The following is a 24,090-nucleotide window of genomic DNA, read 5'->3' as shown; positions in this document are numbered from 1 at the left end:
TTTAGAGAAAAAATGCCCACTTCCATGTGGGCGAAGGACTAACAAAATATCAATTGATTACCACTCGTAACCTACACCAGCACCAATAGATACATTCTCAGAGCCTGTATCGTATGCAATGTTAGAACGTGCAGTGAAGTTCTTAGTAAAACGAACACCAACACCACCAGCAATGGCATCAGCACTACCTGAGTGACCCAATGCCACAGTAGTAGAGATTTTCCCTACGTTGTAAGGCATTACTAATGAGCTAGTAGCGATACCTTGGGCCATAGCACCATCCATTACTTTAGCTTGACGCTCAAGATCCTGGCGTAGACCTTTGATTTCTGATTTGTTGCTCGCGATAGCATCTGAGTTTTCATCGATGCGACTTGAGTTATCAGCAATTAGAGATCTGTTACCGCTAATCGATTTTGTATTTACTGCGATGTTATCGCGATTCTTGAACGTGTTGGTGTTCACATGCTCCAGGTGCTTAGTGTTAGTAGCGATTGCAGTAGCGTTAGATACAGGGCTTGCAGCTACCTGAGCCTTAGCATCATCATTAGCGTCACCAGACATAGCCCAAAGATCAGCATTACTGTACTTACTAGTAAAAGCATCTTTTTGAAGATCTGCATTGTTACGAGTATCCGCATGACCAAGAATTCGGTCACCACTTTGAAGCTGATCTGGATTACGTACGTCTGGCTGACCATCTTTTCTCACAACGATAGTGTATTTTCCTGATTTAGTAGGTGGTGTTAATGTGCCTTCCGGTGTTTTTTGCGGTGCAACCAATGCTGTTGGGTGAGCTACTGGCACTTCATTACCTGAAGTTGCCGGCGCAACTAAACGTTGAGGATGTGCAACGGGTGTTAGTGTGCCTTCTGGTGTTCTTTGCGGTGCAACCAATGCCGTTGGGTGAGCTACTGGCACTTCGTTACCTGAAGCTACTGGCGCAACTAAACGTTGAGGATGGGCAACGGGTGTTAATGTGCCTTCTGGTGTTCTTTGCGGTGCAACCAATGCCGTTGGGTGAGCTACTGGCACTTCGTTACCTGAAGCTACTGGCGCAACTAAACGTTGAGGATGAGCTACGGGTGTTAGTGTGCCTTTCGGTATTTTTTGCGGTGCAACCAATACCGTTGGATGAGCAACTGGCACTTCGTTACCAGAAGCTACTGGCGCAACTAAACGTTCAGGATGAGCTACAGGTGTTAATGTGCCTTCCGGTGTTTTTTGTGGTGCAACCAATGCTGTTGGGTGAGCTACTGGCACTTCGTTACCGGGAGCGACTGGCGCAACTAAACGTTGAGGATGAGCTACGGGTATTAATGTGCCTTCCGGTGTTTTTTGCGGTACAACCAATGCTGATGGATGAGCAACTGGCACTTCGTTACCGGAAGCTACCGGCGCAACTAAACGTTGAGGATGGGCAACCGGTGTTAATGTGCCTTCCGGTGTTTTTTGCGGTGCAACCAATGCCGTTGGATGAGCAACTGGCACTTCGTTACCAGAAGCGACTGGCGCAACTAAACTTTCAGGATGGGCAACGGGTATTAATGTGCCTTCCGGTGTTTTTTGCGGTACAACCAATGCTGTTGGATGAGCAACTGGCACTTCGTTACCGGAAGCTACCGGCGCAACTAAACGTTGAGGATGGGCAACCGGTGTTAATGTGCCTTCCGGTGTTTTTTGCGGTACAACCAATGCTGTTGGATGAGCAACTGGCACTTCGTTATCGGAAGCTACCGGCACAACTAAACGTTGAGGATGGGCAACGGGTGTTAATGTGCCTTCTGGTGTTTTTTGTGGTGCAACTAATGCTGTTGGGTGAGCAACTGGCACTTCGTTACCAGAAGCGACTGGCGCAACTAAACGTTGAGGATGAGCAACGGGTGTTAATGTGCCTTCCGGTGTTTTTTGCGGTGCAACTAATGCCGTTGGATGCGCTTTAGGTTTTAGTTGTGGCGTAGCATATGGAACTGCCATCGATTGTGGTTGAGCCGTTGGTGCTAAGTTAGGTATGCGATTAGGTACTGCATATTGTGCAGGTGCAGCATTCGTTGGTGTCAATTGAGTTGCTAAAGGTGCTTGCATCACTTGTGGCGCTTTAGTTGGCGCAACCATGTGTGCAGGTGCAATAGCAGGTGTTGCTACTGGTGTACCTTGTTGCAATGTTGGTTGTGGAACACGATATGGTGTTGCCTGATTAACAGGTTGCGGCGGACTCGCAATAGGGGTGCCTTGGCGAAGAGGTTGTGGCACATCAAATTTTGAAATTTTCATGCCATGACCACGTACCATTTCTGCGTCGTTTTCTGAGAAAACTGAGCGCCCTTCATGACGCCCATGATTGTTTGCAGAGCCGTTACCGCGAGAAACTACGGTTTTGTACATTGCAACATCAGTTGTATTGTTATCTTGCGCAGCCATTGCTTGGCTTGCAACTACTGATGCCACCAAAGTAGCTAGGATTGCTTTTTTCATTGGTTATACCTCTTTGTGCTATGAGGTGAGTTATATGTACTACCTGAGTAGCGCTCACCAATAGCAATCAAACAAAAATGATCAAATCAATACAATAAATCATCGATCGAATCATGAGTGCGACAAATATAAACAATCACGGTTCGAATTTCATCCCGAGACAACTGCAAACTCATTTACCAACTTTGTACTATCCAAGCTTTTCATCATAAAAACATAGAGTTAATAAACATGGTTCTCTATATTCATTTCACTTCATAAATGCATAGCCTTGACATAAAAAAATAGGTATTAAAATTCAATTAAAACAACAATATAAATAAACAGAACCATATGTTACGACTAAGCGTTACCTCCAAAAACAAGGAGGAGCATATGTTTCGTTCAATTCGAAAATGCACATAAAAGCTAAATAAAATAAGAGAGAACTAAGAAGAAGATATGATGAACTCTGTATTCACGAGATGAGTGTTTTAAAGAAGATATCTAGAAGATCTTGAATTGGAGTCAAACGGTGCAGTTGTGTCTAAATCAACAGGTTGGCGACTGATCACCAACTAGAACCCACACACCGCACATTATTAAACTATTGATTTTAAGTAATAAAAAATACAGTGTGATGTATTAATTAATAACTCTCTGCTGTGCACTAGAGATACTCACTAATACTGCAATCAAAATAAGTCTTATTAAACCTACCTCCTTTAACATAGTAAATCTCATTCACCATCCACTTACGCAGCATTAAGTTAAAAAAGCAACCAATACAGACCCATTCGAGTCATCAATATCAGTGTAATAGTTAGTCCTATATGATTTGGAATTGGTAGTGCTGTCTATGAGTTTCATCAGAGCAACTGATAACCAAGTATTCTCTTCAATAAAGAACAAGGTTAAAGCAATGACTAAAACTGACTGCCGACACAACAACACATGATCCTCTGAGTAAATAGATAGATGCTTGAAGACTACAGGGAATGCATTTAATGATCGTCTAATGAAGCTTTCAGCTATAGCAGTTTCACTTGCTAGCAGTAATCTGAACTTACGAGCGAGTTAGTTACACAGTTTGGGGAAGACTTTGATCCATCAATCGCTCTTCTTGCTTTGACACCAGTGGGCACAGGTCAATTGGTTTATCTTTCAAGCTCAATGCTCGATGATATGGATATTTATCATATGCTTTTTACACATAAACGGTGATTACCGTTGTATTGAGTTTCACTTAAGCCAAGCAGAAGTGGATGATGAGATTAAGAGTCGCTACCTAGTGCTTACAACAATATCTGGCCTTACTTAAAGCACTGCAATAAATAAATCGTCTTTTCCTCTATTGGTGTTCTAACGTTTAATCCCTACTCTGCTTCAAAACCTATGCTCATGCTGTTTCGCAAGGAATAAGACATGATTATTTTGGTTACGAGCACTACCCATTTTTAAAATTAAGAGTAATATCAAAGTGTAGTGATCAAGACACTTTAGATAAGAAGAAAGAATTATGGCATCTGAACAATCTATTCTGGCAAAAAACATTCAAAAGCGAATGAATGATTTGAACATTAAATCGAATTTGGCTTTATCGAAGGTATCAGGGGTAAGCCGAGCCGTAATCACAAACATCATGCTACATCCAGCAAAATCCATTATGGCGGATAGCGCCTTACTACTAAGCAAGACTCTCGATTGTAATGTTGAATGGCTTCTAACTGGAAAGGGGCCAATCAATCGCGATCACGAGGTAGATAGTCAGAAACGCTCTGGAGCGCCATTGTTCTCTTTGAATGAAATTTCAGAACGAGGTATCGATGTTCTTCTTTCTGAAGCATCTGAAAATGACACTATTACACGCTTTCTGTGCCCGTCAGGCAACAAGCCAAGTATATTTATGGTTTGGCTCAATCATCCAATGGGTAAAATGAACCATGCCGGGCATATTTACTTTGATAGTGATAAAAAACCAGTTTCTGGACAACTAGTTATTGTAAGAACACTGAAAGATGGTCCTATTTCATACATGGAGTACTACTCGGTTCATGACAAGCGGTTTTTGTATTGTGTACAAGACAATATTCCAGAGCCTCTCAGAACTGTAGAATACACAGATGATATGGAAATTATTGCTACGTTCGAGTGTTTTTTAGTCGGCTAAGAAATGCTACACATAGCAACAAAATATTTGATTAAGCTAAACATAAAAAATGGCAGTGAATACTGCCATATCTCTAAATCATCAGTTCAAGCTTTTAGCTTAATTAACTTCTCAAGCCAATGCCTTTATCGACTAATCGGTAAGCAACTGCAAAAAGCACAGCGACGAATATCAGCAAAACAGAAAACGAACTGACGATATCCACATCAGACACACCTAAGAATCCATAGCGAAATGCATTCACCATATACACGATTGGATTAATTTTCGATACTGTCTGCCAGAACTCAGGAAGTAAATTTATCGAGTAGAACACGCCACCTAAGTATGTCAAAGGCGTCAAAATGAAGGTGGGTATGATGGAGATATCATCGAATGTACCAGCAAACACCGCATTGATCAGTCCACCTAAAGCGAAGACTACTGATGTCAAAAAGACAGTTGCGATAATCACACCCCAATGTTGAACTTGCAGATCAACAAAGAACAGCGAAACAAAGGTAACAATCGTACCCACTAGTAAGCCACGAACGACTCCACCCATCACAAAACCTGCAATGATCACGTAAGTTGGAACCGGCGCTACTAGCAATTCTTCTATATTTTTCTGAAATTTAGCACTGAAAAATGACGAGGCTACATTGGAATATGAATTGGTAATCACACTCATCATAATAAGGCCCGGTACTATATATTCCATATAGCTAAAGCCGTTCATTTGCCCAATACGCGAGCCAATCAAATTACCAAAGATGATGAAGTAAAGAGTCATTGTTATCGCTGGGGGTACTAGTGTCTGCACCCAAATACGTGTGAAGCGGTTGATCTCTTTTCTCAATAAGCTTTTAAAAGCTATCCAATACACCGAGTACATTATTGTTGTTCCTCTGCTTGATCTCGCACTATGGTCACAAAAAGCTCTTCCAAACGGTTAGCCTTATTACGCATTGATAACACCTTGATACCGGCGTCCGTTAATTGAGAAAAGACATGATTAAGGCCCTGCTCTTTCTTCAATTCAATCTCTAAAGAGCCGTTCACTAAAGTCTGACTGACGACATCTTCAAGAGGAGCTGGCTCTGTGCCTTCTTCGAGATCAAGGATAAACGTCTCTACTTGCAGTTTATTAAGCAGGCTCTTCATGCTGGTGTCTTCGATTAGCTCACCACGGTTGATGATGCCAATATTGCGACACAACATTTCAGCTTCTTCAAGGTAGTGCGTAGTAAGGATAATCGTGATCCCTTCTTTATTGATTTTCTGCAAAAACTCCCACATTGAGCGTCGCAGTTCAATATCAACGCCCGCGGTAGGTTCATCAAGAATCAATAACTTTGGCTCATGCATTAAGGCACGAGCAATCATCAAGCGACGCTTCATGCCACCAGAGAGGCTTCGAGCTCTTTCGCTACGCTTGTCCCACAAATCCAACTGCTTTAAGTACTTCTCTGCTCGGAGCTTCCCATCTTCGCGGGAAACACCGTAGTAACCCGCTTGTTGCAACACAATTTGCTCTACTGTTTCGAACATATTGAAATTGAATTCTTGAGGAACCAACCCTAAGTGCTGCTTGGCTAACTCCAAATCTTTACTAATGTTATGTCCAAACACAGTAACCTCACCAGAGGTCTTATTGACCAAAGATGAAATAATACCAATGGTAGTGGATTTACCTGCACCATTGGGACCAAGCAATGCGTAGAAGTCGCCTTTTTTAACTTGAAGGGATACGCCCTTTAAAGCCTCAAAGCCACCTTTATAGGTCTTTCGTAGATTTTCTATTTCTAATGCATACATATGAAGTTGATTCTTAGTGGTTATTTGTCACAAATCCGATTTGATTTGAGCGAATTTTAGGTATAGTAACCCAAGATTCAAAAAAGGACTTAACATGCCAGAAATTAAACAGTTATTTGAGAATAATTCCAAATGGTCAAAATCTCGCACAGCTGATGAGCCTGAGTATTTTACTACATTGGCGCAGGGACAAAACCCTGATTTCCTATGGATAGGATGCTCTGATAGTCGAGTTCCAGCAGAACGTCTTACAGGACTATATTCTGGAGAGCTATTCGTTCACCGAAACGTAGCAAACCAGGTGATACATACGGACTTAAACTGCTTATCTGTCGTCCAATATGCCGTAGATGTACTAAAAGTTAAACACATAATTATTTGTGGGCACTACGGTTGTGGTGGCGTAAATGCCTCTATCGACAACCCTAAGCTAGGGCTTATCAATAACTGGTTATTACACATCCGAGATCTCTACCTAAAGCACCGTAGTTTTCTTGATCCTCTTTCTGAAGAAGAACGTTCAAATAAGCTTTGCGAAATTAACGTAGCAGGACAAGTCTACAACTTAGCAAATTCAACCATCATGCAATCTGCATGGGAACGAGGCCAAGACGTTGAGATACATGGCGTTGTATATGGTATCGGTGATGGCAAGTTAGAGGACCTAGGCGTACGCTGCTCAAGCAGAGAAACACTAGAAGCGAACTTTCCTGCTGCTATGTCGAAAATCCTAGAGCAAGATTAATCGAGTCTCAATTAAATAAATACCCGCTATATGCGGGTATTTTACTTTCTGATATACGCCAATTATAAAGGTACAACTTTACCTATGTATGGCAGGTTGCGATATTTTTGCGCGTAATCGATGCCCACACCCACTACAAACTCATCTGGAATCTCAAAGCCAATCCACTTAACATCGACCTTTACTTCACGACGCGAAGGTTTGTCGAGTAGTGTTGCTATTTGAATAGAGTTAGGTTCGCGGATAGATAAGATTTCACACACCTTACTGAGTGTATTGCCTGTATCTATGATGTCTTCCACCAGCAATACATCTTTGCCTTGGATGTCATCATCAAGGTCTTTCAAGATACGTACGTCACGGGAGCTTTCCATGGTGTTTCCGTAGCTAGAAGCCGTCATGAAATCAACACTATGGTTTACCGTAACCGCGCGAGACAAATCAGCCATAAAGACAAACGAGCCGCGTAGAAGTCCTACCATAACGAGCTCTTCACTATCTTTATAGTGCTCATTAATTAATGCACCAAGCTGCTGTACTCGTTCTTGAACCTCTTGTTCAGAGATCATCACTTCTACGGTATGTTTCATACTGTTCTCTCGTTTTTTGGATTCGCATCAACTATAGCTACCCAATACCATGCTGTCGCAAAATTATGCGCTCGAACGGCAAGGTGAGCTCGAAAAAGTCGTTACGCTTAAAATGGGCGAGCATTGTAACAAACAATATTTGAAACCGAAAAAAAACCCAGCTAAAAAGCTGGGTTTTATTTTCAAACTAATGATTCAGCAAATAAGAAGTTACTTCTTCTTCACTGCTTTCTTGTTTGGAAGGTCAGTGATTGAGCCTTCGAATACTTCAGCAGCTAGACCAACAGACTCATGCAGTGTTGGGTGAGCGTGGATAGTTAATGCAATATCTTCCGCATCACAACCCATCTCGATAGCTAGACCGATTTCACCAAGAAGCTCGCCGCCATTAGTACCAACAATAGCACCACCGATTACGCGATGAGTATCTTTATCGAAGATCATCTTAGTCACACCGTCAGCACAATCTGATGCGATTGCACGACCAGAAGCAGCCCAAGGGAAAGTAGATACTTCGTAGTTAATACCTTCAGCTTTCGCTTCTTTCTCAGTCTTACCTACCCATGCTACTTCTGGCTCAGTATAAGCAATTGAAGGAATAACTTTAGGGTCAAAGTAGTGCTTCTTACCAGAGATAACCTCTGCTGCTACGTGACCTTCATGCACACCTTTGTGTGCAAGCATTGGTTGACCAACAACATCACCGATAGCGTGAATATGCGGCACGTTAGTGCGCAATTGCTTATCAACGTTGATGAAACCACGCTCATCAACTTCAATGCCCGCTTTTTCAGCATCAATAAGTGCACCATTTGGAACACGACCGATAGCAACAAGAACAGCGTCGTAACGCTCCGCTTCTGCCGGCGCTTTTTTGCCTTCCATTGATACGTAAATACCGTCTTCTTTCGCTTCTACTGCAGTCACTTTAGTTTCAAGCATTAGCTTGAATTTGTTTTTAATGCGTTTAGTGAAGACTTTAACGATATCTTTATCTGCTGCTGGGATGACTTGATCAAACATCTCAACAACGTCAACTTTTGAACCTAGAGAGTGATATACCGTACCCATCTCAAGACCGATGATACCACCGCCCATGATCAGCAGTTTCTCTGGTACTTCTTTCAGTTCTAGAGCATCCGTAGAATCCCAAATACGTGGGTCTTCATGTGGAATGAATGGAAGTTTGATTGGGCGAGAACCCGCAGCAATGATTGCGTTGTCAAAAGTTACTTTTGTTGACTCTTCGCCTTCAACTTGAAGCGTATTAGGGCCAGTAAACTTACCGAAACCGTTAACAACAGTTACTTTACGCATCTTAGCCATGCCGTTAAGGCCGCCAGTCAGTTGGTCTACAACTTTCTCTTTCCAGATACGAATTTTGCTGATGTCTGTTGTTGGCTCACCAAATACAACACCGTGCTCAGCCATCGCTTTTGCTTCTTCGATAACTTTAGAAACGTGAAGAAGTGCTTTCGATGGGATACAACCCACGTTAAGACAAACACCACCTAGAGTGCTGTAGCGTTCAACAAGTACAGTTTCAAGACCTAAATCTGCGCAACGGAAAGCGGCAGAGTATCCAGCAGGACCTGAACCAAGTACTACAACTTGGGCTTTAATTTCTTTGCTCATTTTGACCTCTTGTAGTCATTATCCCTAACAGGCTAATTGGGTATTTGCGTCGCCCCAGTTTACAAACTTGTAAACTAAGAGAAAACTAATTCCATTTAGGCTGTGAGCTATACAACAATTCGGCGCGACTTTATCTTAAGTTGCGCCAAATTTTGTTAAATATTTGCGACAAAAAGCAGCTCTATCGAGCTGCTCTGTTTTTTACATTACCAAACGGCGAATATCGCTTAGGCATTGGTTTAAGAAGGTAATGAATCGTGCACCTTCTGCACCATCGATAACACGGTGGTCATAAGACAGCGACAATGGAAGCATTAGGCGAGGAGTAAACTCACTGCCGTTCCATACTGGCTTCATCTCAGACTTAGATACACCAAGGATACCGACTTCTGGTGCATTCACGATTGGAGTGAATGCAGTACCGCCGATACCACCTAGGCTTGAGATAGTGAAACAACCACCCTGCATATCTGCAGCTGTTAGCTTACCAGAACGTGCTTTCTTAGAGATAGCTGCTAGTTCAGCAGACAACTCATAGATGCCTTTCTTGTTTACGTCCTTAAATACAGGAACAACAAGACCGTTTGGCGTATCAACAGCGATACCTACGTTCACGTATTTCTTCAGAATGATGCTTTCGCCATCTTCAGATAGAGACGAGTTGAATGAAGGGAACTCTTCAAGTGCTTTCGCTACGGCCTTCAAGATAAACACAAGTGGTGTGATCTTAATGCCTGAGTCTTTCTTCGCTTCAAATGCGTTTTGCTCTTTACGGAACTTCTCTAGTTCAGTGATATCTGCATTATCCCACTGTGTAACGTGCGGGATCATTACCCAGTTACGGTGCAGGTTAGCGCCAGAGATCTTCTTGATCTTAGAAAGTTTCTGAACTTCAGTATCACCAAACTTGCTGAAGTCCACTTTTGGCCATGGTAGTAGACCAAGTGCACTGCCGTCACCTTTACCAGATGCTGCTGCACCAGACTCTAGGCGCTTAAGCGCGTCTTTTACAAAGGTCTGAACGTCTTCTTTAAGGATACGGTTCTTACGACCAGTACCTTTAACCTTAGATAGGTTAACGCCAAACTCACGAGCAAGACGACGAACAACTGGAGATGCGTGTGCATACTCGTGATTCTCTTGGAAGTCACCCTTAGTTGCTGACGCTGCCGCTGCTGGTGCTGCCGCAGGTGCTGCAACTGCTGGAGCAGGCGCTGCCGCAGGTGCCGCTACTGGTGCAGATGCTACTGCGCCACCGGCAGTTTCAAATACCATGATTAGAGAACCAGTGGTTACTGAATCGCCTTCAGCAATCTTGATTTCCTTAACTGTACCCGCAAATGGTGCTGGTACTTCCATAGAAGCCTTATCGCCTTCTACAGTAATTAGTGACTGCTCTTCTTCAACGCTATCACCAACAGAAACCATGATTTCAGTAACTTCTACTTCATCACCGCCGATGTCTGGTACGTTAACTTCTTGTACAGCTGCAACCGCTGGAGCAGCAGGTACTGCTGGAGCTTGCGCCGCTGCCGGAGCTGCTACAGGTGCACTTGCACCTGTTTCAAATACCATGATAAGAGAACCAGTAGAAACAGAATCGCCTGAAGCTACTTTGATTTCTTTAACAGTACCAGCAAATGGTGCTGGTACTTCCATAGATGCTTTGTCGCCTTCAACAGTAAGAAGAGATTGCTCTTCTTCAACTGTGTCACCAACTGCAACCATGATTTCAGTAACTTCTACTTCGTCACCGCCGATGTCTGGTACGTTAACTTCTTTTAGTTCTGAAGCGCCGGCAGGAGCAGCGACTGGTGCCGCCGCTTCAACTGCTGGAGCAGCAGGTGCTGTAGTAGCGCCTGCCTCTTCAAAGATCATGATTAAAGAGCCAGTAGTCACTGAATCGCCTTCAGCTATTTTGATTTCTTTAACGATACCCGCTTGAGACGCAGGTACTTCCATTGAGGCTTTGTCGCCTTCAACAGTGATCAGTGACTGTTCTTCTTCAACCTTGTCACCAACGTTAACCAGAATCTCAGTTACTTCAACCTCATCAGCACCGATATCAGGTACATTAATTTCGATTGTCATTGTTTATTTCCCTTAATAAATGGAAGTCTTATGCGTATTGCGGGTTAATTTTGTCTGCGTCGATGTCGAACTTAGCAATTGCTTCTGCAACTACTGACTTCTCAACATCACCACGTTTAGCCAATTCAGTTAGTGCTGCAACAACTACGTAGCCAGCGTTAACTTCGAAGTGACGACGTAGGTTTTCACGGCTATCTGAACGACCGAAACCATCAGTACCAAGAACCTTGTAAGACTCTGAAGGCATAAATGCACGTACTTGCTCAGCGTAGTTCTTCATGTAATCAGTTACTGCGATTGCAGGTTCGTTACCTAGAACTGTTGTGATGTACGGTACTTTCTCTTCAGCTTCTGGGTGAAGCATGTTGTCACGCTCTACCGCTTGACCGTCACGAGTTAGCTCGTTGAACGATGTTACAGAGAAGATGTCAGATGCTACGCCATAGTCTTCGCTAAGAATCTGAGCAGCTTTACGCGCTTCGTTCATGATAGTACCAGAGCTCATTAGCTGAACTTTAGACTTCTCACCAGCGTAAGACTCAAGCTTATAGATACCTTTACGGATGCCTTCTTCAGCGCCTTCAGGCATTGCTGGCATTGCGTAGTTTTCGTTCATTACTGTTAGGTAGTAGTAAACGTTCTCTTGCTCAGGACCGTACATGCGACGAATACCGTCTTGCATGATTACCGCTAGCTCGTAAGCAAACGTTGGGTCATAAGAGATACAGTTAGGTACGGTGTTCGCCATGATGTGCGAGTGACCATCTTCGTGCTGTAGGCCTTCACCATTCAGTGTTGTACGACCTGCTGTAGCACCTAGTAGGAAGCCACGAGCCTGTTGGTCACCTGCTAGCCATGCCATGTCGCCAATACGTTGGAAACCGAACATTGAGTAGTAGATGTAGAATGGGATCATTGGTAGATCGTTGGTGCTGTATGACGTTGCAGCAGCAACCCAAGACGCCATTGAACCTAGTTCGTTGATACCTTCTTGAAGAACCTGACCAGAAGTCGCTTCTTTGTAGTAAGAAACGATGCCTTTATCTTCAGGCGTGTAGTCTTGACCGTGCGGGTTATAAATACCGATTTGACGGAATAGACCTTCCATACCAAAGGTACGTGCTTCGTCACAGATGATAGGAACGATGTTCTTACCAACGCTCTTGTTCTTCAACAAGATGTTTAGTGTACGAACGTAAGCCATAGTAGTAGAGATTTCACGCTTCTGAGCACCTAGTAGAGGAGCGAACTCTTCTAGTTCTGGTACTTGGAATTCTTGAGTGAACTTAGGCAGACGCGCTGGAGTGTAACCGTGTAGAGCGTTACGACGAGCGTGCATGTATTCGTATTCAGGAGTACCAGCTTCAAGCTTCAGGTAAGGAAGCTCAGCAATTTTGTCATCTGAAAGGATGTCTTCTAGGCCCAGGCGATCACGTAGGTGTTGAACATGAGTCATGTCCATTTTCTTCACACCGTGTGCAATGTTCTTGCCTTCAGCTGCATCACCCATGCCGTAACCTTTAACAGTCTTAGCTAGAATAACTGTTGGCTTGCCGCCAGTTTCTTTCGCATTGTTGAATGCTGCGAATAGCTTAGATGAATCATGACCACCACGCTTAAGAGCGAAGATTTCGTCATCAGTCATATCAGCAACAAGTGCTGCTGTTTCAGGGTATTTACCAAAGAAGTGCTCACGTACGTACGCGCCATCTTTAGATTTAAATGTTTGGTAGTCACCGTCGATAGTTTCGTTCATTAGCTGAAGAAGCTTACCAGTCGTGTCTTTTGCAAGTAGTGAATCCCAGTTGCTACCCCAGATAACTTTAACAACGTTCCAACCAGCGCCTTTGAATAGGCCTTCTAGTTCTTGGATGATGCTACCGTTACCCATTACAGGGCCATCTAGACGCTGTAGGTTACAGTTGATTAGGAAACATAGGTTGTCCAGTTTTTCACGAGCTGCAAAAGAGATTGCACCGCGTGATTCTGGCTCATCCATCTCGCCATCACCTAGGAATGCGTAAACGCGCTGAGCTGAAGTATCTTTTAGACCACGGCCTTCAAGGTACTTCAAAAAGCGAGCTTGGTAGATAGCAGAGATAGGGCCTAGACCCATAGATACTGTTGGGAACTGCCAGAATTCAGGCATCAACTTAGGGTGTGGGTAAGAAGGGATACCCTTACCATCAACTTCTTGACGGAAGTTGTCTAGTTGCTCTTCAGTTAGGCGTCCCTCAACGAATGCGCGAGAGTAGATACCTGGAGAGATATGACCTTGGTAATAAACCAAATCGCCACCGTCCGTCTCATTTGGAGCACGGAAAAAGTGGTTGAAGCAAACTTCGTAGAATGCAGCTGCTGACTGATAAGAAGCCATGTGACCGCCAAGGTCTAGGTCTTTCTTAGAAGCACGCAATACGATCATGATTGCGTTCCAGCGGATAATAGAGCGAATACGACGCTCAAGCGTTACATCACCAGGGTAAGCTGGTTCTTGCGCGGCTGGAATGGTATTGATGTAGTTAGTGTTAATGCCTGTTGGCATATCAACACCGTCTAAGCGAGCCTTATCTAGAACTTGTTCTAGTAGGAACTGCGCGCGTTCTACACCTTCTTCACGTACTACTGACTCAAGCGCTTCTAACCAATCTTGAGTTTCAAGAGCATCTACGTCATGCTTCATATCAGACATGGCGAACTTTCCTTTTATATTAAGTTAGGTCAACTACTAGGGCGGTATACCCTAAGCAAAAGCTTACTGTTTATTCTGTTGAATTCGGCGCAATGAACGGGCTCTTCTGTCCTGCTCTTCGGTCAAATCCGACAATGTTTCATCGATAAACGCTAAATGAGTTTCAGACATTTCACGGGCTCGTTGTGGCTCTCTCGATGTAATCGCTTTAACGATATCCGCTCTGTGCTCATTTAATTTTTTAATTACGTCTTCACGACTGTGTAGAAGCATCAAGTTTTGTGACACGTTCTTTTGCAGTAATGGAGATAAACTACGAACAATGTGCAATAGCACGACATTGTGTGAAGCTTCGGCGATAGCAATCAGGAAATCCATGATAGCTTCAGATTCTTGCTCAACGTCATCGCTATCCACCGTTATGCTCATCGCCTTTTGGCACTGAGTAATACGTTGGAAATCCTCTGTTGTTCCTCTTAAAGCAGCGAAATAGGCTGAGATACCTTCGAGCGCATGTCGCGTCTCTAACAGGTCTCTTTGCGTATCAGCATGATTTGCAAGTAGGTTCAAAAGAGGATCGGTCAGATTAGAAGACAAGCTTTCACAAACAAAAGTTCCCCCACCTTGGCGACGAGTTAACAATCCTTTGGCTTCTAACCTTTGAATTGCTTCGCGTACCGACGGTCTAGAAACATCAAACTGCTTGGCAAGTTCTCTCTCTGGCGGCAATTGCTGCCCTGGAGACAATATCCCATCCAAAATCGATGTTTCCAACTCACGTTCTATCACATCTGATAGTTTGGGTTGGCGAATACTTTGAAAGGAAACTTTTTGCATCTAAATCTCTGCGTCCTGCTCGATGTTAATTGGTATTACCAATTTCAACTTGACGCGAAACTTAACATATCAATTTCTCACCTGTCTAGAAAAAATTGATTTAAATCATAAAACAGGGATCGCGATAACAAAATAATTCCAAGGAAACGTTAAGCTGTGACGCATTTGTTAATGAATCTGCATTCATACGAACTATATATTCACTTGCTACTTGTATGACAAATGTATCAATCACACATTAACATGTGATCATTTTGCGAAATTTAGACCAGTTAAAAGATAGACCAGGATCGGTTTTTCGCAACGGTGCAATATATTGATGGCCGGTAATCCTCGATGGATTAAGCTTGGGGTAGGTCTCAAGTAGGAACTGAGTCAGCATTGCTAAAGATTGATATTGATCCCGTGTATAAGACACATAATCCGTTCCTTCCAACTCAACACCTATTGAGTAATCATTGCATTTATCTCGACCGGCAAAAGAAGACAGACCAGCATGCCACGCGCGTTTTTCGAATGGGACAAATTGTATTATTTCGCCATCTCTTTTGATTAAGCAGTGTGCTGAAACTCGCATGCTGCTAATACGTTCAAAAAATGGGTGTGCTGAGGCGTCCAACTTCCCTAGAAAAAAGGCTTCAATATTACCGTTATTAAATTCAGCAGGTGGTAGAGAAATATTGTGTACCACCAATAACGAGATGTCCTTAGGATCAGGTCTCTCATCACAATGTGGAGATGGAATGGCTTTGGCGTGCGGATACCATAGATTAGCTGACATTTTTCTTCCCTGAGAGCAATTGTTGCTGAATTATAATTCAAGCAAGAGTATCATTCAGCACAAATCAGTATTCGACAACATAGTGAAAGTTTTGGTTATGAAAAATACCCACGACAGTGACGCTCGTTTAGCGTACCTAAAGCAACAACTGCCTCATGAAGTATCTCGCGCGGTAGAAGAGACGCTAAAAGAAGATCTTGGGGGCTCACTTGACGCTTCTGTGGACATCACTGCAAATCTCATTGCTGAAGATACTCAAGGTATCGCAACCATCATTACTCGCGAGCACGGAGTGTTCTGTGGGCAGATGTGGGCAGACGAAGTCTTCAAGCAACTTGGTGGACAAGTAACGGTTGAATGGCACGTTGCCGATGGTGACACTGTAGAGCCTAACCAAACGCTATGCAAGCTTACCGGCCCTGCACGCACACTTTTAACGGGTGAGCGTAATGCCATGAACTTCATTCAAACTCTATCCGGCTGCGCTACCGTTGTTGCCGAGTATGTAAGCAAGATTGAAGGTACCGGTTGTAAGCTACTTGATACCCGTAAAACCATCCCTGGATTGCGCAGTGCATTAAAATACGCTGTTGCCTGTGGTGGTGGCTTCAATCACCGTATTGGTGTATTTGACGCTTACCTTATTAAAGAGAATCACATCATCGCCTGCGGCGGTATTGAACAAGCTATCTCTACAGCAAAAGAGCTAAACCCAGGAAAGCCCGTTGAAGTAGAAACAGAAACGCTTGATGAGCTTAAACAAGCGATTGATGCTGGCGCCGATATCATCATGCTAGATAACTTCAGTTTGGATATGATGCGTGAAGCTGTTGCAATCAACCAAGGTCGCGCTGTACTTGAGAATTCAGGTAACGTAACCCTAAAGACTATTCGTCCTATGGCTGAAACGGGTGTTGATTTTATTTCAGTGGGTGCTCTGACTAAACATTTAAAGGCAATGGATCTCTCCATGCGATTCAAATAGTTTTCAGATTTCCTCACTATAACGAAAGGTCAGCATTGCTGACCTTTTTTGTATCTTCAAGCTTTATACCTATCGCAGTAATACCAATTACAGTAAGTCAGTGGTATTAGATAAAGTTCGTTCTACTTCGACCGATGTTCCCTTTTCTAGCGCTTATACAGACATCTATTAATCCAATTACTGCGAGACACCTAGCAGGCACTTGTTCCCTTTCTTTTACCTCAGCTCATAGCTTCTAATTTTATTGCTACCAGAAACCTCCAGCGTCCCTAGGAGAAACTAATGAGCAAAAAACAAAAAGGCTTCACCTTAATCGAACTGATGATTGTCGTCGCCATCATAGGTGTGCTTTCCGCTATCGGCATTCCTATGTATCAAGACTATGTGAAAAAATCAGAATTGGCTTCTGCAACAGCGACCTTACGCGGATTATTAACCAAAGCAGAACTCTATTATTTAGATCAAGGCTCTTTTCCTACTGCCCTTACTGATATCAATTCGGTATCTAGTGCAGGAGGCAGTATTGGAGAGGTGGGAATTAATGGAAATCAGCTGCAATTCACCTTTAGTGCCACTGGTAGTTCATTGAATGGATCTTCTGTATCGTTTTCTCGTGACGATACCGTGGGTTGGAGTTGTACCGTAAGTGGTGCTTCGGGTATTGATAAGCCAAAGGGTTGCCAATGATTCACCCAGTCATTGCTTCACTCAGCCCTGTAATACTGAATCGGGATGATGTGGAGCAATTATCACAAAGGACCATAACGTCGACCGAAGATGCACTTTATCAAGTGTCAGAAGTAAGCCAACACACTTTAACTGAATTAGGTCAGTCGCTAGCGAACCATCACCAGCTTATTTTCAATCCGAGCCCCAATCGGAACGTTAAGCTCACAACAGTGATAACAACAATTAAAGAGCTACACCTTGAACACATTGTAGCCCAACACCCCATTGTCCCAATATCATTGAATAATGGCGTGTTGCAACTACTCTCCTTCGACCCATTTCTCGAATCGCTCTTAGCCGAATTACAATTCCATCACCGCATTAACACACAGCTAATTCTTACTGACATTGAGCAATTTCAGTACTTATACACTCAAGTAAAGCGTCAGTTAGATTCACAGAATCATCACTGCATTGAAGAGATTGAGCTTCTGCCCCAGATAATGCATCAAAGCCAGCAGAGAGATGCCTCCGACATTCATATAGAGCCAGATAAAGATCAGGCGCGGGTGCGTGTACGGTGCGATGGGTTGCTGGTAACCATAATGCAGTTCTCTTTAAATAAAATGATGGCTCTAGTCAGTCAAATAAAAATCTATGCTGAGCTTGATATCACCGAGCAGCGTTTACCGCAAGATGGGCGTATGAGTTATGCCCTTTCAGAGAAAGAAGATATTGAAGTTCGCGTCTCTACGCTTCCAACCCTTTGGGGCGAAAAGCTAGTGATGAGAATTGCAAAAGAAAGCGAAAGCCTGCCTAAGCTAGATGAATTAGGGCTTAAGCAAGAGCAATGTCATGCATTAAAAAAAGCACTCAAACAGCCTCAGGGGCTAATTTTAGTAACAGGACCAACTGGCAGTGGCAAGACCATCACACTCTACTCTTGCCTCAGTACCATCGCCAATACCAGAATCAATATCTGTACAGTAGAAGATCCTGTAGAGATTCATTTTCAAGGATTCAATCAAGTCCAAACAAATGTCCATATTGGTCTGAACTTTGCTAGATGCCTTCGTTCTTTGCTGCGCCAGGATCCTGATGTGATCATGCTAGGTGAAATACGTGATTCAGAAACAGCAGAGATTGCCATTCACGCAGCTCAAACAGGTCACCTTGTGCTCTCTACGCTACATACCAATTCGGCATTTAGTACCTTAGATAGACTCTATCAACTCGGTATTAATCAGGTAGACATTATCGACAGTCTTCAGCTGGTTGTAGCCCAGCGTTTACTGCGCAAGTCATGCCCCCATTGCGCTCAAAAAGACTCTAAACATATTTGCTATCACTGCAATGAAGGTTACAAAGGAAGAATGGGAGTATTTGAGCTGCTACCCATAACTCGCCAGCTGTTGTCTAATATGGCTCAACTACAAAATAGCGAACAACTTTCAGATAATTACCTCATTGGAGAGCAAAACTTACTTGAAGTGGCTAAAGAACTCTGCTTAAAAAAAGTCACAACCAAACAAGAGGTTGAACGAGTACTAGGGCATGAGTAGCTTACAGCTCTTCATCTGGCTAGGCACTAACCGCTCTAAACCTCGGATTACAGGTCATCTGTTAGCGTACTCAGCTATCCAGCTTAAGAGGATTCTTGATCGCAAAGGGATTGAGCTTCGTAAATTCATCGCTAAACCCGTTCCCTTTATCGCAGCTTACCAGCATGAGGTGAATTACAGTGACACCACCACCTTTACCTATCAGTTAGCATTAATACTTGAGGCTGGACTTCCCATAGGTCTAGCTTTGTATGAACTGCAGCACTCAAGTGAGCGACAAGGTGTACGAGCACTATTGGAAGAGCTTCATTATCAGATACAGCAAGGCCAAAAGCTTTCGATAGCAATGCAGGAGTTTACCTTCTTAGATCCTATTTACCTTCAGTTTGTGCGAATTGGCGAGGAAAATGGTGACCTTTCCACTGCATTAGGCTTTTGCACTCAGCATCGAGAAAAAAATCAACAATTAATCAAACAAGTAACATCCGCACTCATCTACCCGACTTCGGTCATCATTATGGCGTGTGTTGTATTTGCGATAATGATGACCTTTGTCATTCCGCAGTTTTCGAGCTTATTCCACAGTTTTGGGGCTGAATTGCCAAAACTAACCAAACTCATCGTAGAGCTCTCAAGTTGGTTTCAGAATTACGTGTGGGGGCTACTTTTTTATCTAATCATATTCACTAGCCTGGTTTACCTGTGTTATCGAAAAAATAAACCTTTTCGCTATCACATAGCCAAATACAGTTTAAGCATCCCGATATTAGGTCGTTGTATTCTTGTGAGTGAGTTAGCTCGCTTTAATTTGCTGTTGTGTAATGGAATACAAGCCGGCCTTCCCCTCGTCACTTGCCTAAATAATGCCTCTCTTGCAGTGCGCAATGCCTTTATACGAGAAGCGCTTAGCAATGCCAATATTAGTATCAAGGAAGGGAAAAGCCTTTATCACTCCCTAGAAGGACTCTCATTTCTTCCATCAATCATGTTAAAAATGGTCAAGATTGGTGAGTTGAGCGGAACACTAGCAGTTATTACAGGTAGATTAGCTACACTTTTTGAACAGCAACTCAAAGAAACGACTGACAAGTTGGGGCAATTAATAGAGCCCTTCATTATTGTTTTTCTTGGTACTCTTGTCGGAGGCTTAGTAATCAGTATGTATTTACCTATTTTTAGCCTCATGAGCGCAGTTGGGTAAGCTTATCTCTGAGTTAGGTATAAACAAGCGATTCAAGTTGCGATAACATATCTACAGACTTTCTTAATATGGGCTCAAGATGCTCGATTTTTATTTTACGCACTACCCTTTGCTATTTCCGATACTCGCCACCATTTTGGGTTTAATAATCGGTAGCTTTCTCAACGTAGTGATCCATCGACTTCCGATCATCATGGAAAGAGAGTGGCAGAAAGAATTTGCTGAAGCCTACCCTGAGTTAAAGCTTAAGGTGCCTGAAGGAATATTTAATCTCAGTCTACCCCGCTCACGTTGCCCAAAATGTGAAGCTCCAATTAAAGCTATACACAACATCCCTGTTATTGGCTGGTTAAGCCTCAAAGGATGCTGTCGAGCCTGTGGCAATAAGATCAGTCCTAGATATCCACTTATAGAGCTTCTTTCCGGTGCTCTTAGTCTTACTATCGCACTTTTATTTGAACCAAGTTTATACGCTGTCGCATTGCTTGGTTTTACTTGGGTGTTGCTTTGTGCCACCTTCATCGATTTGGACACTATGCTATTGCCAGATAGCTTGACCTTACCTCTAATGTGGGCGGGTTTAGCTTTATCTGTATTTGGAATCAGCCCGCTGCCATTGCAAGATGCAGTCATCGGGGCAATGGCTGGTTACCTTTCTTTATGGAGCGTTTACTGGTTATTCAAGCTGCTCACTGGAAAAGAAGGCATGGGATATGGTGACTTCAAGCTATTAGCAGCGCTAGGGGCTTGGTTAGGGTGGCAATCTTTACCTCTAATCATCTTGCTTTCTTCATTAGTGGGTCTGATATTTGGCATTATCCAGCTTAAACTCAAGCAGCAAGGCGTTGAAAAAGCCTTCCCTTTTGGCCCTTATCTAGCGATAGCAGGCTGGACCTACTTGATAGTAGGCAATGATATTGTGACTTGGTATCTCAGTCGCTACATCGGAGCGTACTAATGTCCAAGATAATCGGTTTGACGGGAGGTATCGGAAGCGGAAAAACTACCGTAGCCAATCATTTCCATGACAATTACCATATCGATATCGTTGATGCTGACATAGTAGCTAGAGAGGTTGTCGAGCCAGGCAGTGAAGGGTTAGCCGCGATTGCAAATCAGTTTGGTGATTCCGTTCTAAACGAAGACGGCACTCTAAATCGCACCCACTTGCGTGAGTTGGTATTTTCCAATCCAAGCAACAAACAATGGATCGATAACCTGTTACATCCAATGATCCGCCAACGAATGCAACAACAGCTAAAAATGGCTACTTCTCCATATTGTCTACTGGTTATTCCATTGATGGTAGAGAATGGCTTACAGAGTATGGCTGAACGAGTTTTAGTTGTAGATGTTTCTCCTGATACACAAATAAAACGAACGTTGGCGAGAGATGGCGTATCTAAACAACAAGTGCAGTCGATATTAAAAGCACAGGCAACACGAGAGCAAAGACTGGCCATAGCCGACGATATCATCAACAACGATATCGAAAATGGGCATTTAGCAGAAAAAATTGCCGAGTTGCACCGTAAATACCTAGCCTTGTGTCACTGATTTCTGGGAGAATAACCAATATGTCTAAAGCAGGATGCAATGTATGACAATCCAAAGGTATGAACATCCTCTGAATGAGAAAACCAGAACTTATTTGCGTATTGAAAGCCTTCTTCGTCAAGCGCAGCACTGCGCGACTTTTTCAGACCCGCAACACTATCAAGTTCTTTTTCGTTCTTTGTTCGATCTATTAGATATATTTGAACAAATTCAGCTTAAGCCTGAGCTGCTCAAAGATCTCGATAAGCTCAAACTGACCTACAGCAATTGGTTAAACGTACCGGGTGTAGACCAGAAACGCTTACAGGGACTGCTAAGTGAAATTGCTCTAGTACATAAAGAAGTATTAGGTGCTCAACGATTTGGCACAAAGCTCAAAGAAGACAGCTTTTTATCTTCCATTAGGCAACGCTTTAATCTGCCTGGCGGCGCTTGTTGTTTCGATCTACCGGCATTGCACTACTGGCTTCACCAGCCTTTAGAGAAACGAATGGCGGATGCTCAGCAGTGGCTAACATCACTAGCTCCACTAAATCATGCCTTACAGCAGTGGTTAAATCTCACTCGTAGCTCAGCACAATTTAAGCCTCAGATTGCACGTAATGGGTTCTTCCAAAGTGATGCGGATGAAGCCAATATACTCAGGCTGCACTTTTCCCATGAATATGGGGTATATCCGATGGTTTCAGGGCACAAAAATCGCTTTGCCATCAAGTTTATCCATTTTGATACCGGTCAAGCCAGCACCCAAGATATCGAATTTGAACTGGCTATTTGTAGCTAATGAATACAGTAAGAGAAGTAGCACTATGAGTAAAATTACTATCGTACCCTGCCCAACCTGTGGCAATAATGTTGAGTGGGGAGACCAAAGCCCACACCGCCCTTTCTGCAGTAAGAAGTGCCAAATGATCGACTTCGGCGACTGGGCAGATGAAGAGAACTCCATCGCAGGCGCACCTGATATGTCCGATAGTGATGGATGGTCAGAAGATCAATACTAAGCCAAAAGCTTAGAGTGATTAGCTGTCAGCTATCAGCTATCAGCTATCAGCTATCAGCTATCAGCTATCAGCTATCAGCATGATATGACCAGTTATAAACCGAAAACAAAAAAAAGGAGACCCTAAGGTCTCCTTTTTTCTTATGAGAAATGCAGGTTTTGCATTACTTCTTAGCAAGCTTCTCTTTAATACGAGCTGACTTACCAGAACGCTCACGTAGGTAGTACAACTTGGCACGACGTACTGCACCACGGCGTTTAACTTCAATGCTATCAACCATTGGAGAGTGAGTTTGGAACGTACGCTCAACACCTTCACCGTTCGAGATTTTACGAACTGTGAATGCAGAGTGTAGACCACGGTTACGAATAGCGATTACAACGCCTTCGAATGCCTGTAGACGCTCACGGTCGCCTTCTTTAACTTTAACTTGAACTACTACAGTGTCGCCAGGTGCGAATGTAGGTAGGTCTTGTTTCATTTGCTCTTGCTCAAGAGCGTTGATGATATTACTCATGTTTCTATACCCTAGAATAAACTGAATCTAAATTTAATAGGTTACTTGCTGTCTTTATTCGTGCGCTTTCGCTCCATCACGAACTCGGCAAGTAAGTGTTCCTGTTCGTCAGTCAGAGCTAGGTTTTCCAGCATCTCTGGCCTTCTTAGCCAAGTACGGCCTAACGATTGTTTCAATCGCCAGCGACGAATGTCCTTGTGATTTCCAGATTTCAGTACCGCAGGTACCTCTTTTCCATCCAACACTTCAGGACGCGTATAGTGGGGACAATCCAGTAATCCATTTGCAAAGGAATCTTCCTCTGCTGACGCAAAATCGCCTAGCACACCAGGTATAAACCTTGATACTGAGTCAATTAAAGTCATGGCTGGCAATTCGCCACCTGTCATCACAAAATCTCCAATTGACCATTCTTCGTCAACCTCGGATTGTATGATGCGCTCATCTACCCCTTCATAGCGACCACAAATAAGAAGCAAGTTCTCGTTTGTTGCCAGCTCTTCTACGCCTTGTTGGTCGAGCTTACGACCTTGAGGGCTAAGATAGATAACCTTCGTCTTTCCAGGAGCTGCTTGTTTGGCAGTATTAATAGCATCGCGCAAAGGCTGTACCATCATCAACATACCAGGGCCGCCCCCGTAGGGTCTATCATCGACAGTTCGATGTTTGTCTTGTGTAAAATCGCGGGGGTTCCACGCTTCTACCGACAAAAGACCTTTCTTTACCGCTTGACCTGTTACACCAAAATCAGTGACAGAGCGGAACATTTCTGGAAACAGGCTTATTACGCCAACCCACATAGT

Annotated in this window: 21 protein-coding genes; 10 read left to right on the top strand and 11 right to left on the bottom strand. The window is 43.4% G+C overall.

The window, feature by feature from the left end; translation table 11 throughout:
* Positions 1-57: 57 nt before the first annotated feature.
* On the bottom strand, positions 58-2,475 hold the full coding sequence (locus tag OCU48_RS02440; RefSeq protein WP_337983899.1) for a YadA C-terminal domain-containing protein: 2,418 nt from the start codon (positions 2,473-2,475) through the stop codon (positions 58-60).
* A 1,498-nt stretch (positions 2,476-3,973) separates the two neighbouring features.
* Between OCU48_RS02440 and OCU48_RS02435 the strand changes: the two genes are divergently transcribed.
* A complete protein-coding gene (locus OCU48_RS02435; RefSeq protein WP_141347198.1) occupies positions 3,974-4,624 on the top strand; it encodes a bacteriophage CI repressor in 651 nt (216 codons plus the stop codon).
* A 103-nt stretch (positions 4,625-4,727) separates the two neighbouring features.
* On the opposite strand, the gene OCU48_RS02430 is transcribed toward OCU48_RS02435, so the two are convergent.
* Complete coding sequence (locus OCU48_RS02430) at positions 4,728-5,498, bottom strand: ABC transporter permease (protein ID WP_141347199.1); 771 nt, start codon at positions 5,496-5,498, stop codon at positions 4,728-4,730.
* Positions 5,498-6,421 (bottom strand): ABC transporter ATP-binding protein, encoded by a 924-nt coding sequence (locus tag OCU48_RS02425; RefSeq protein WP_141347200.1) that lies wholly within the window; start codon positions 6,419-6,421, stop codon positions 5,498-5,500. The genes OCU48_RS02430 and OCU48_RS02425 overlap by 1 nt, the downstream gene beginning before the upstream one ends.
* A 94-nt stretch (positions 6,422-6,515) precedes the next feature.
* Between OCU48_RS02425 and can the strand changes: the two genes are divergently transcribed.
* Positions 6,516-7,166, top strand: coding sequence for a carbonate dehydratase (gene can / locus OCU48_RS02420; protein WP_141347201.1), 651 nt, complete (start codon positions 6,516-6,518; stop codon positions 7,164-7,166).
* Positions 7,167-7,228: 62 nt separating this feature from the next.
* Here can and hpt read toward each other — a convergent pair whose 3' ends face one another.
* The 6 genes from hpt to ampD all read right to left on the bottom strand — a co-directional run bounded on the left by hpt (position 7,229) and on the right by ampD (position 15,792).
* The gene (gene hpt, locus OCU48_RS02415) at positions 7,229-7,756 is read right to left on the bottom strand and encodes a hypoxanthine phosphoribosyltransferase (RefSeq protein WP_141347202.1); all 528 of its coding nucleotides are present in this window, start codon (positions 7,754-7,756) and stop codon (positions 7,229-7,231) included.
* A gap of 210 nt (positions 7,757-7,966) precedes the next feature.
* A complete protein-coding gene (gene lpdA, locus OCU48_RS02410) occupies positions 7,967-9,391 on the bottom strand; it encodes a dihydrolipoyl dehydrogenase (RefSeq protein ID WP_141347203.1) in 1,425 nt (474 codons plus the stop codon).
* Positions 9,392-9,592: 201 nt separating this feature from the next.
* The gene (gene aceF, locus OCU48_RS02405; RefSeq protein ID WP_141347204.1) at positions 9,593-11,482 is read right to left on the bottom strand and encodes a pyruvate dehydrogenase complex dihydrolipoyllysine-residue acetyltransferase; all 1,890 of its coding nucleotides are present in this window, start codon (positions 11,480-11,482) and stop codon (positions 9,593-9,595) included.
* Between the two features lie 28 nt (positions 11,483-11,510).
* Positions 11,511-14,174 carry a pyruvate dehydrogenase (acetyl-transferring), homodimeric type gene (gene aceE / locus OCU48_RS02400; protein WP_141347205.1) on the bottom strand — a complete coding sequence of 888 codons (2,664 nt, stop codon included), beginning with the start codon at positions 14,172-14,174 and terminating at the stop codon, positions 11,511-11,513.
* 63 nt (positions 14,175-14,237) lie between these two features.
* A complete protein-coding gene (pdhR, locus tag OCU48_RS02395) occupies positions 14,238-15,011 on the bottom strand; it encodes a pyruvate dehydrogenase complex transcriptional repressor PdhR (RefSeq protein WP_141347206.1) in 774 nt (257 codons plus the stop codon).
* Positions 15,012-15,249: 238 nt separating this feature from the next.
* Complete coding sequence (gene ampD / locus OCU48_RS02390) at positions 15,250-15,792, bottom strand: 1,6-anhydro-N-acetylmuramyl-L-alanine amidase AmpD (protein ID WP_141347207.1); 543 nt, start codon at positions 15,790-15,792, stop codon at positions 15,250-15,252.
* A gap of 97 nt (positions 15,793-15,889) precedes the next feature.
* On the opposite strand from ampD, the gene nadC reads away from it, so the two are divergent.
* From nadC to yacG, 8 genes are all read left to right on the top strand, one after another.
* Positions 15,890-16,777, top strand: a complete 888-nt coding sequence (gene nadC / locus OCU48_RS02385; protein WP_141347208.1) for a carboxylating nicotinate-nucleotide diphosphorylase — start codon at positions 15,890-15,892, stop codon at positions 16,775-16,777.
* Between the two features lie 282 nt (positions 16,778-17,059).
* Entirely contained in the window at positions 17,060-17,464 is a 405-nt protein-coding gene (locus OCU48_RS02380; RefSeq protein WP_141347209.1) for a pilin, read from the top strand.
* The gene (locus OCU48_RS02375; RefSeq protein ID WP_141347210.1) at positions 17,461-19,008 is read left to right on the top strand and encodes a GspE/PulE family protein; all 1,548 of its coding nucleotides are present in this window, start codon (positions 17,461-17,463) and stop codon (positions 19,006-19,008) included. The genes OCU48_RS02380 and OCU48_RS02375 overlap by 4 nt, the downstream gene beginning before the upstream one ends.
* Entirely contained in the window at positions 19,001-20,209 is a 1,209-nt protein-coding gene (locus OCU48_RS02370; protein WP_141347211.1) for a type II secretion system F family protein, read from the top strand. Before OCU48_RS02375 ends, OCU48_RS02370 begins: the two co-directional genes overlap by 8 nt.
* Positions 20,210-20,288: 79 nt before the next feature.
* Positions 20,289-21,167, top strand: a complete 879-nt coding sequence (locus tag OCU48_RS02365; RefSeq protein WP_141347212.1) for a prepilin peptidase — start codon at positions 20,289-20,291, stop codon at positions 21,165-21,167.
* Positions 21,167-21,766, top strand: a complete 600-nt coding sequence (gene coaE, locus OCU48_RS02360) for a dephospho-CoA kinase (protein ID WP_141347213.1) — start codon at positions 21,167-21,169, stop codon at positions 21,764-21,766. The genes OCU48_RS02365 and coaE overlap by 1 nt, the downstream gene beginning before the upstream one ends.
* 43 nt (positions 21,767-21,809) lie before the next feature.
* Positions 21,810-22,550: a cell division protein ZapD gene (gene zapD, locus OCU48_RS02355; protein WP_141347214.1), complete on the top strand. Its 741-nt coding sequence runs from the start codon at positions 21,810-21,812 to the stop codon at positions 22,548-22,550.
* A 25-nt stretch (positions 22,551-22,575) separates the two neighbouring features.
* Positions 22,576-22,770 (top strand): DNA gyrase inhibitor YacG, encoded by a 195-nt coding sequence (gene yacG / locus OCU48_RS02350; RefSeq protein ID WP_141347215.1) that lies wholly within the window; start codon positions 22,576-22,578, stop codon positions 22,768-22,770.
* 163 nt (positions 22,771-22,933) lie between these two features.
* Here the strand turns inward: yacG and rplS are convergent, their stop codons facing one another.
* On the bottom strand, positions 22,934-23,287 hold the full coding sequence (rplS, locus tag OCU48_RS02345) for a 50S ribosomal protein L19 (RefSeq protein WP_021712249.1): 354 nt from the start codon (positions 23,285-23,287) through the stop codon (positions 22,934-22,936).
* Between the two features lie 41 nt (positions 23,288-23,328).
* Positions 23,329-24,087 carry a tRNA (guanosine(37)-N1)-methyltransferase TrmD gene (gene trmD, locus OCU48_RS02340; RefSeq protein WP_017027438.1) on the bottom strand — a complete coding sequence of 253 codons (759 nt, stop codon included), beginning with the start codon at positions 24,085-24,087 and terminating at the stop codon, positions 23,329-23,331.
* Positions 24,088-24,090: the final 3 nt, after the last annotated feature.

The sequence above is a fragment of the Vibrio inusitatus genome (assembly GCA_024346935.1).
Classification (GTDB): Bacteria; Pseudomonadota; Gammaproteobacteria; order Enterobacterales; family Vibrionaceae; genus Vibrio; species Vibrio inusitatus.
Note: the sequence above shows the minus strand (reverse complement) of the source record. Positions and strands in the feature narration are given on the sequence as shown.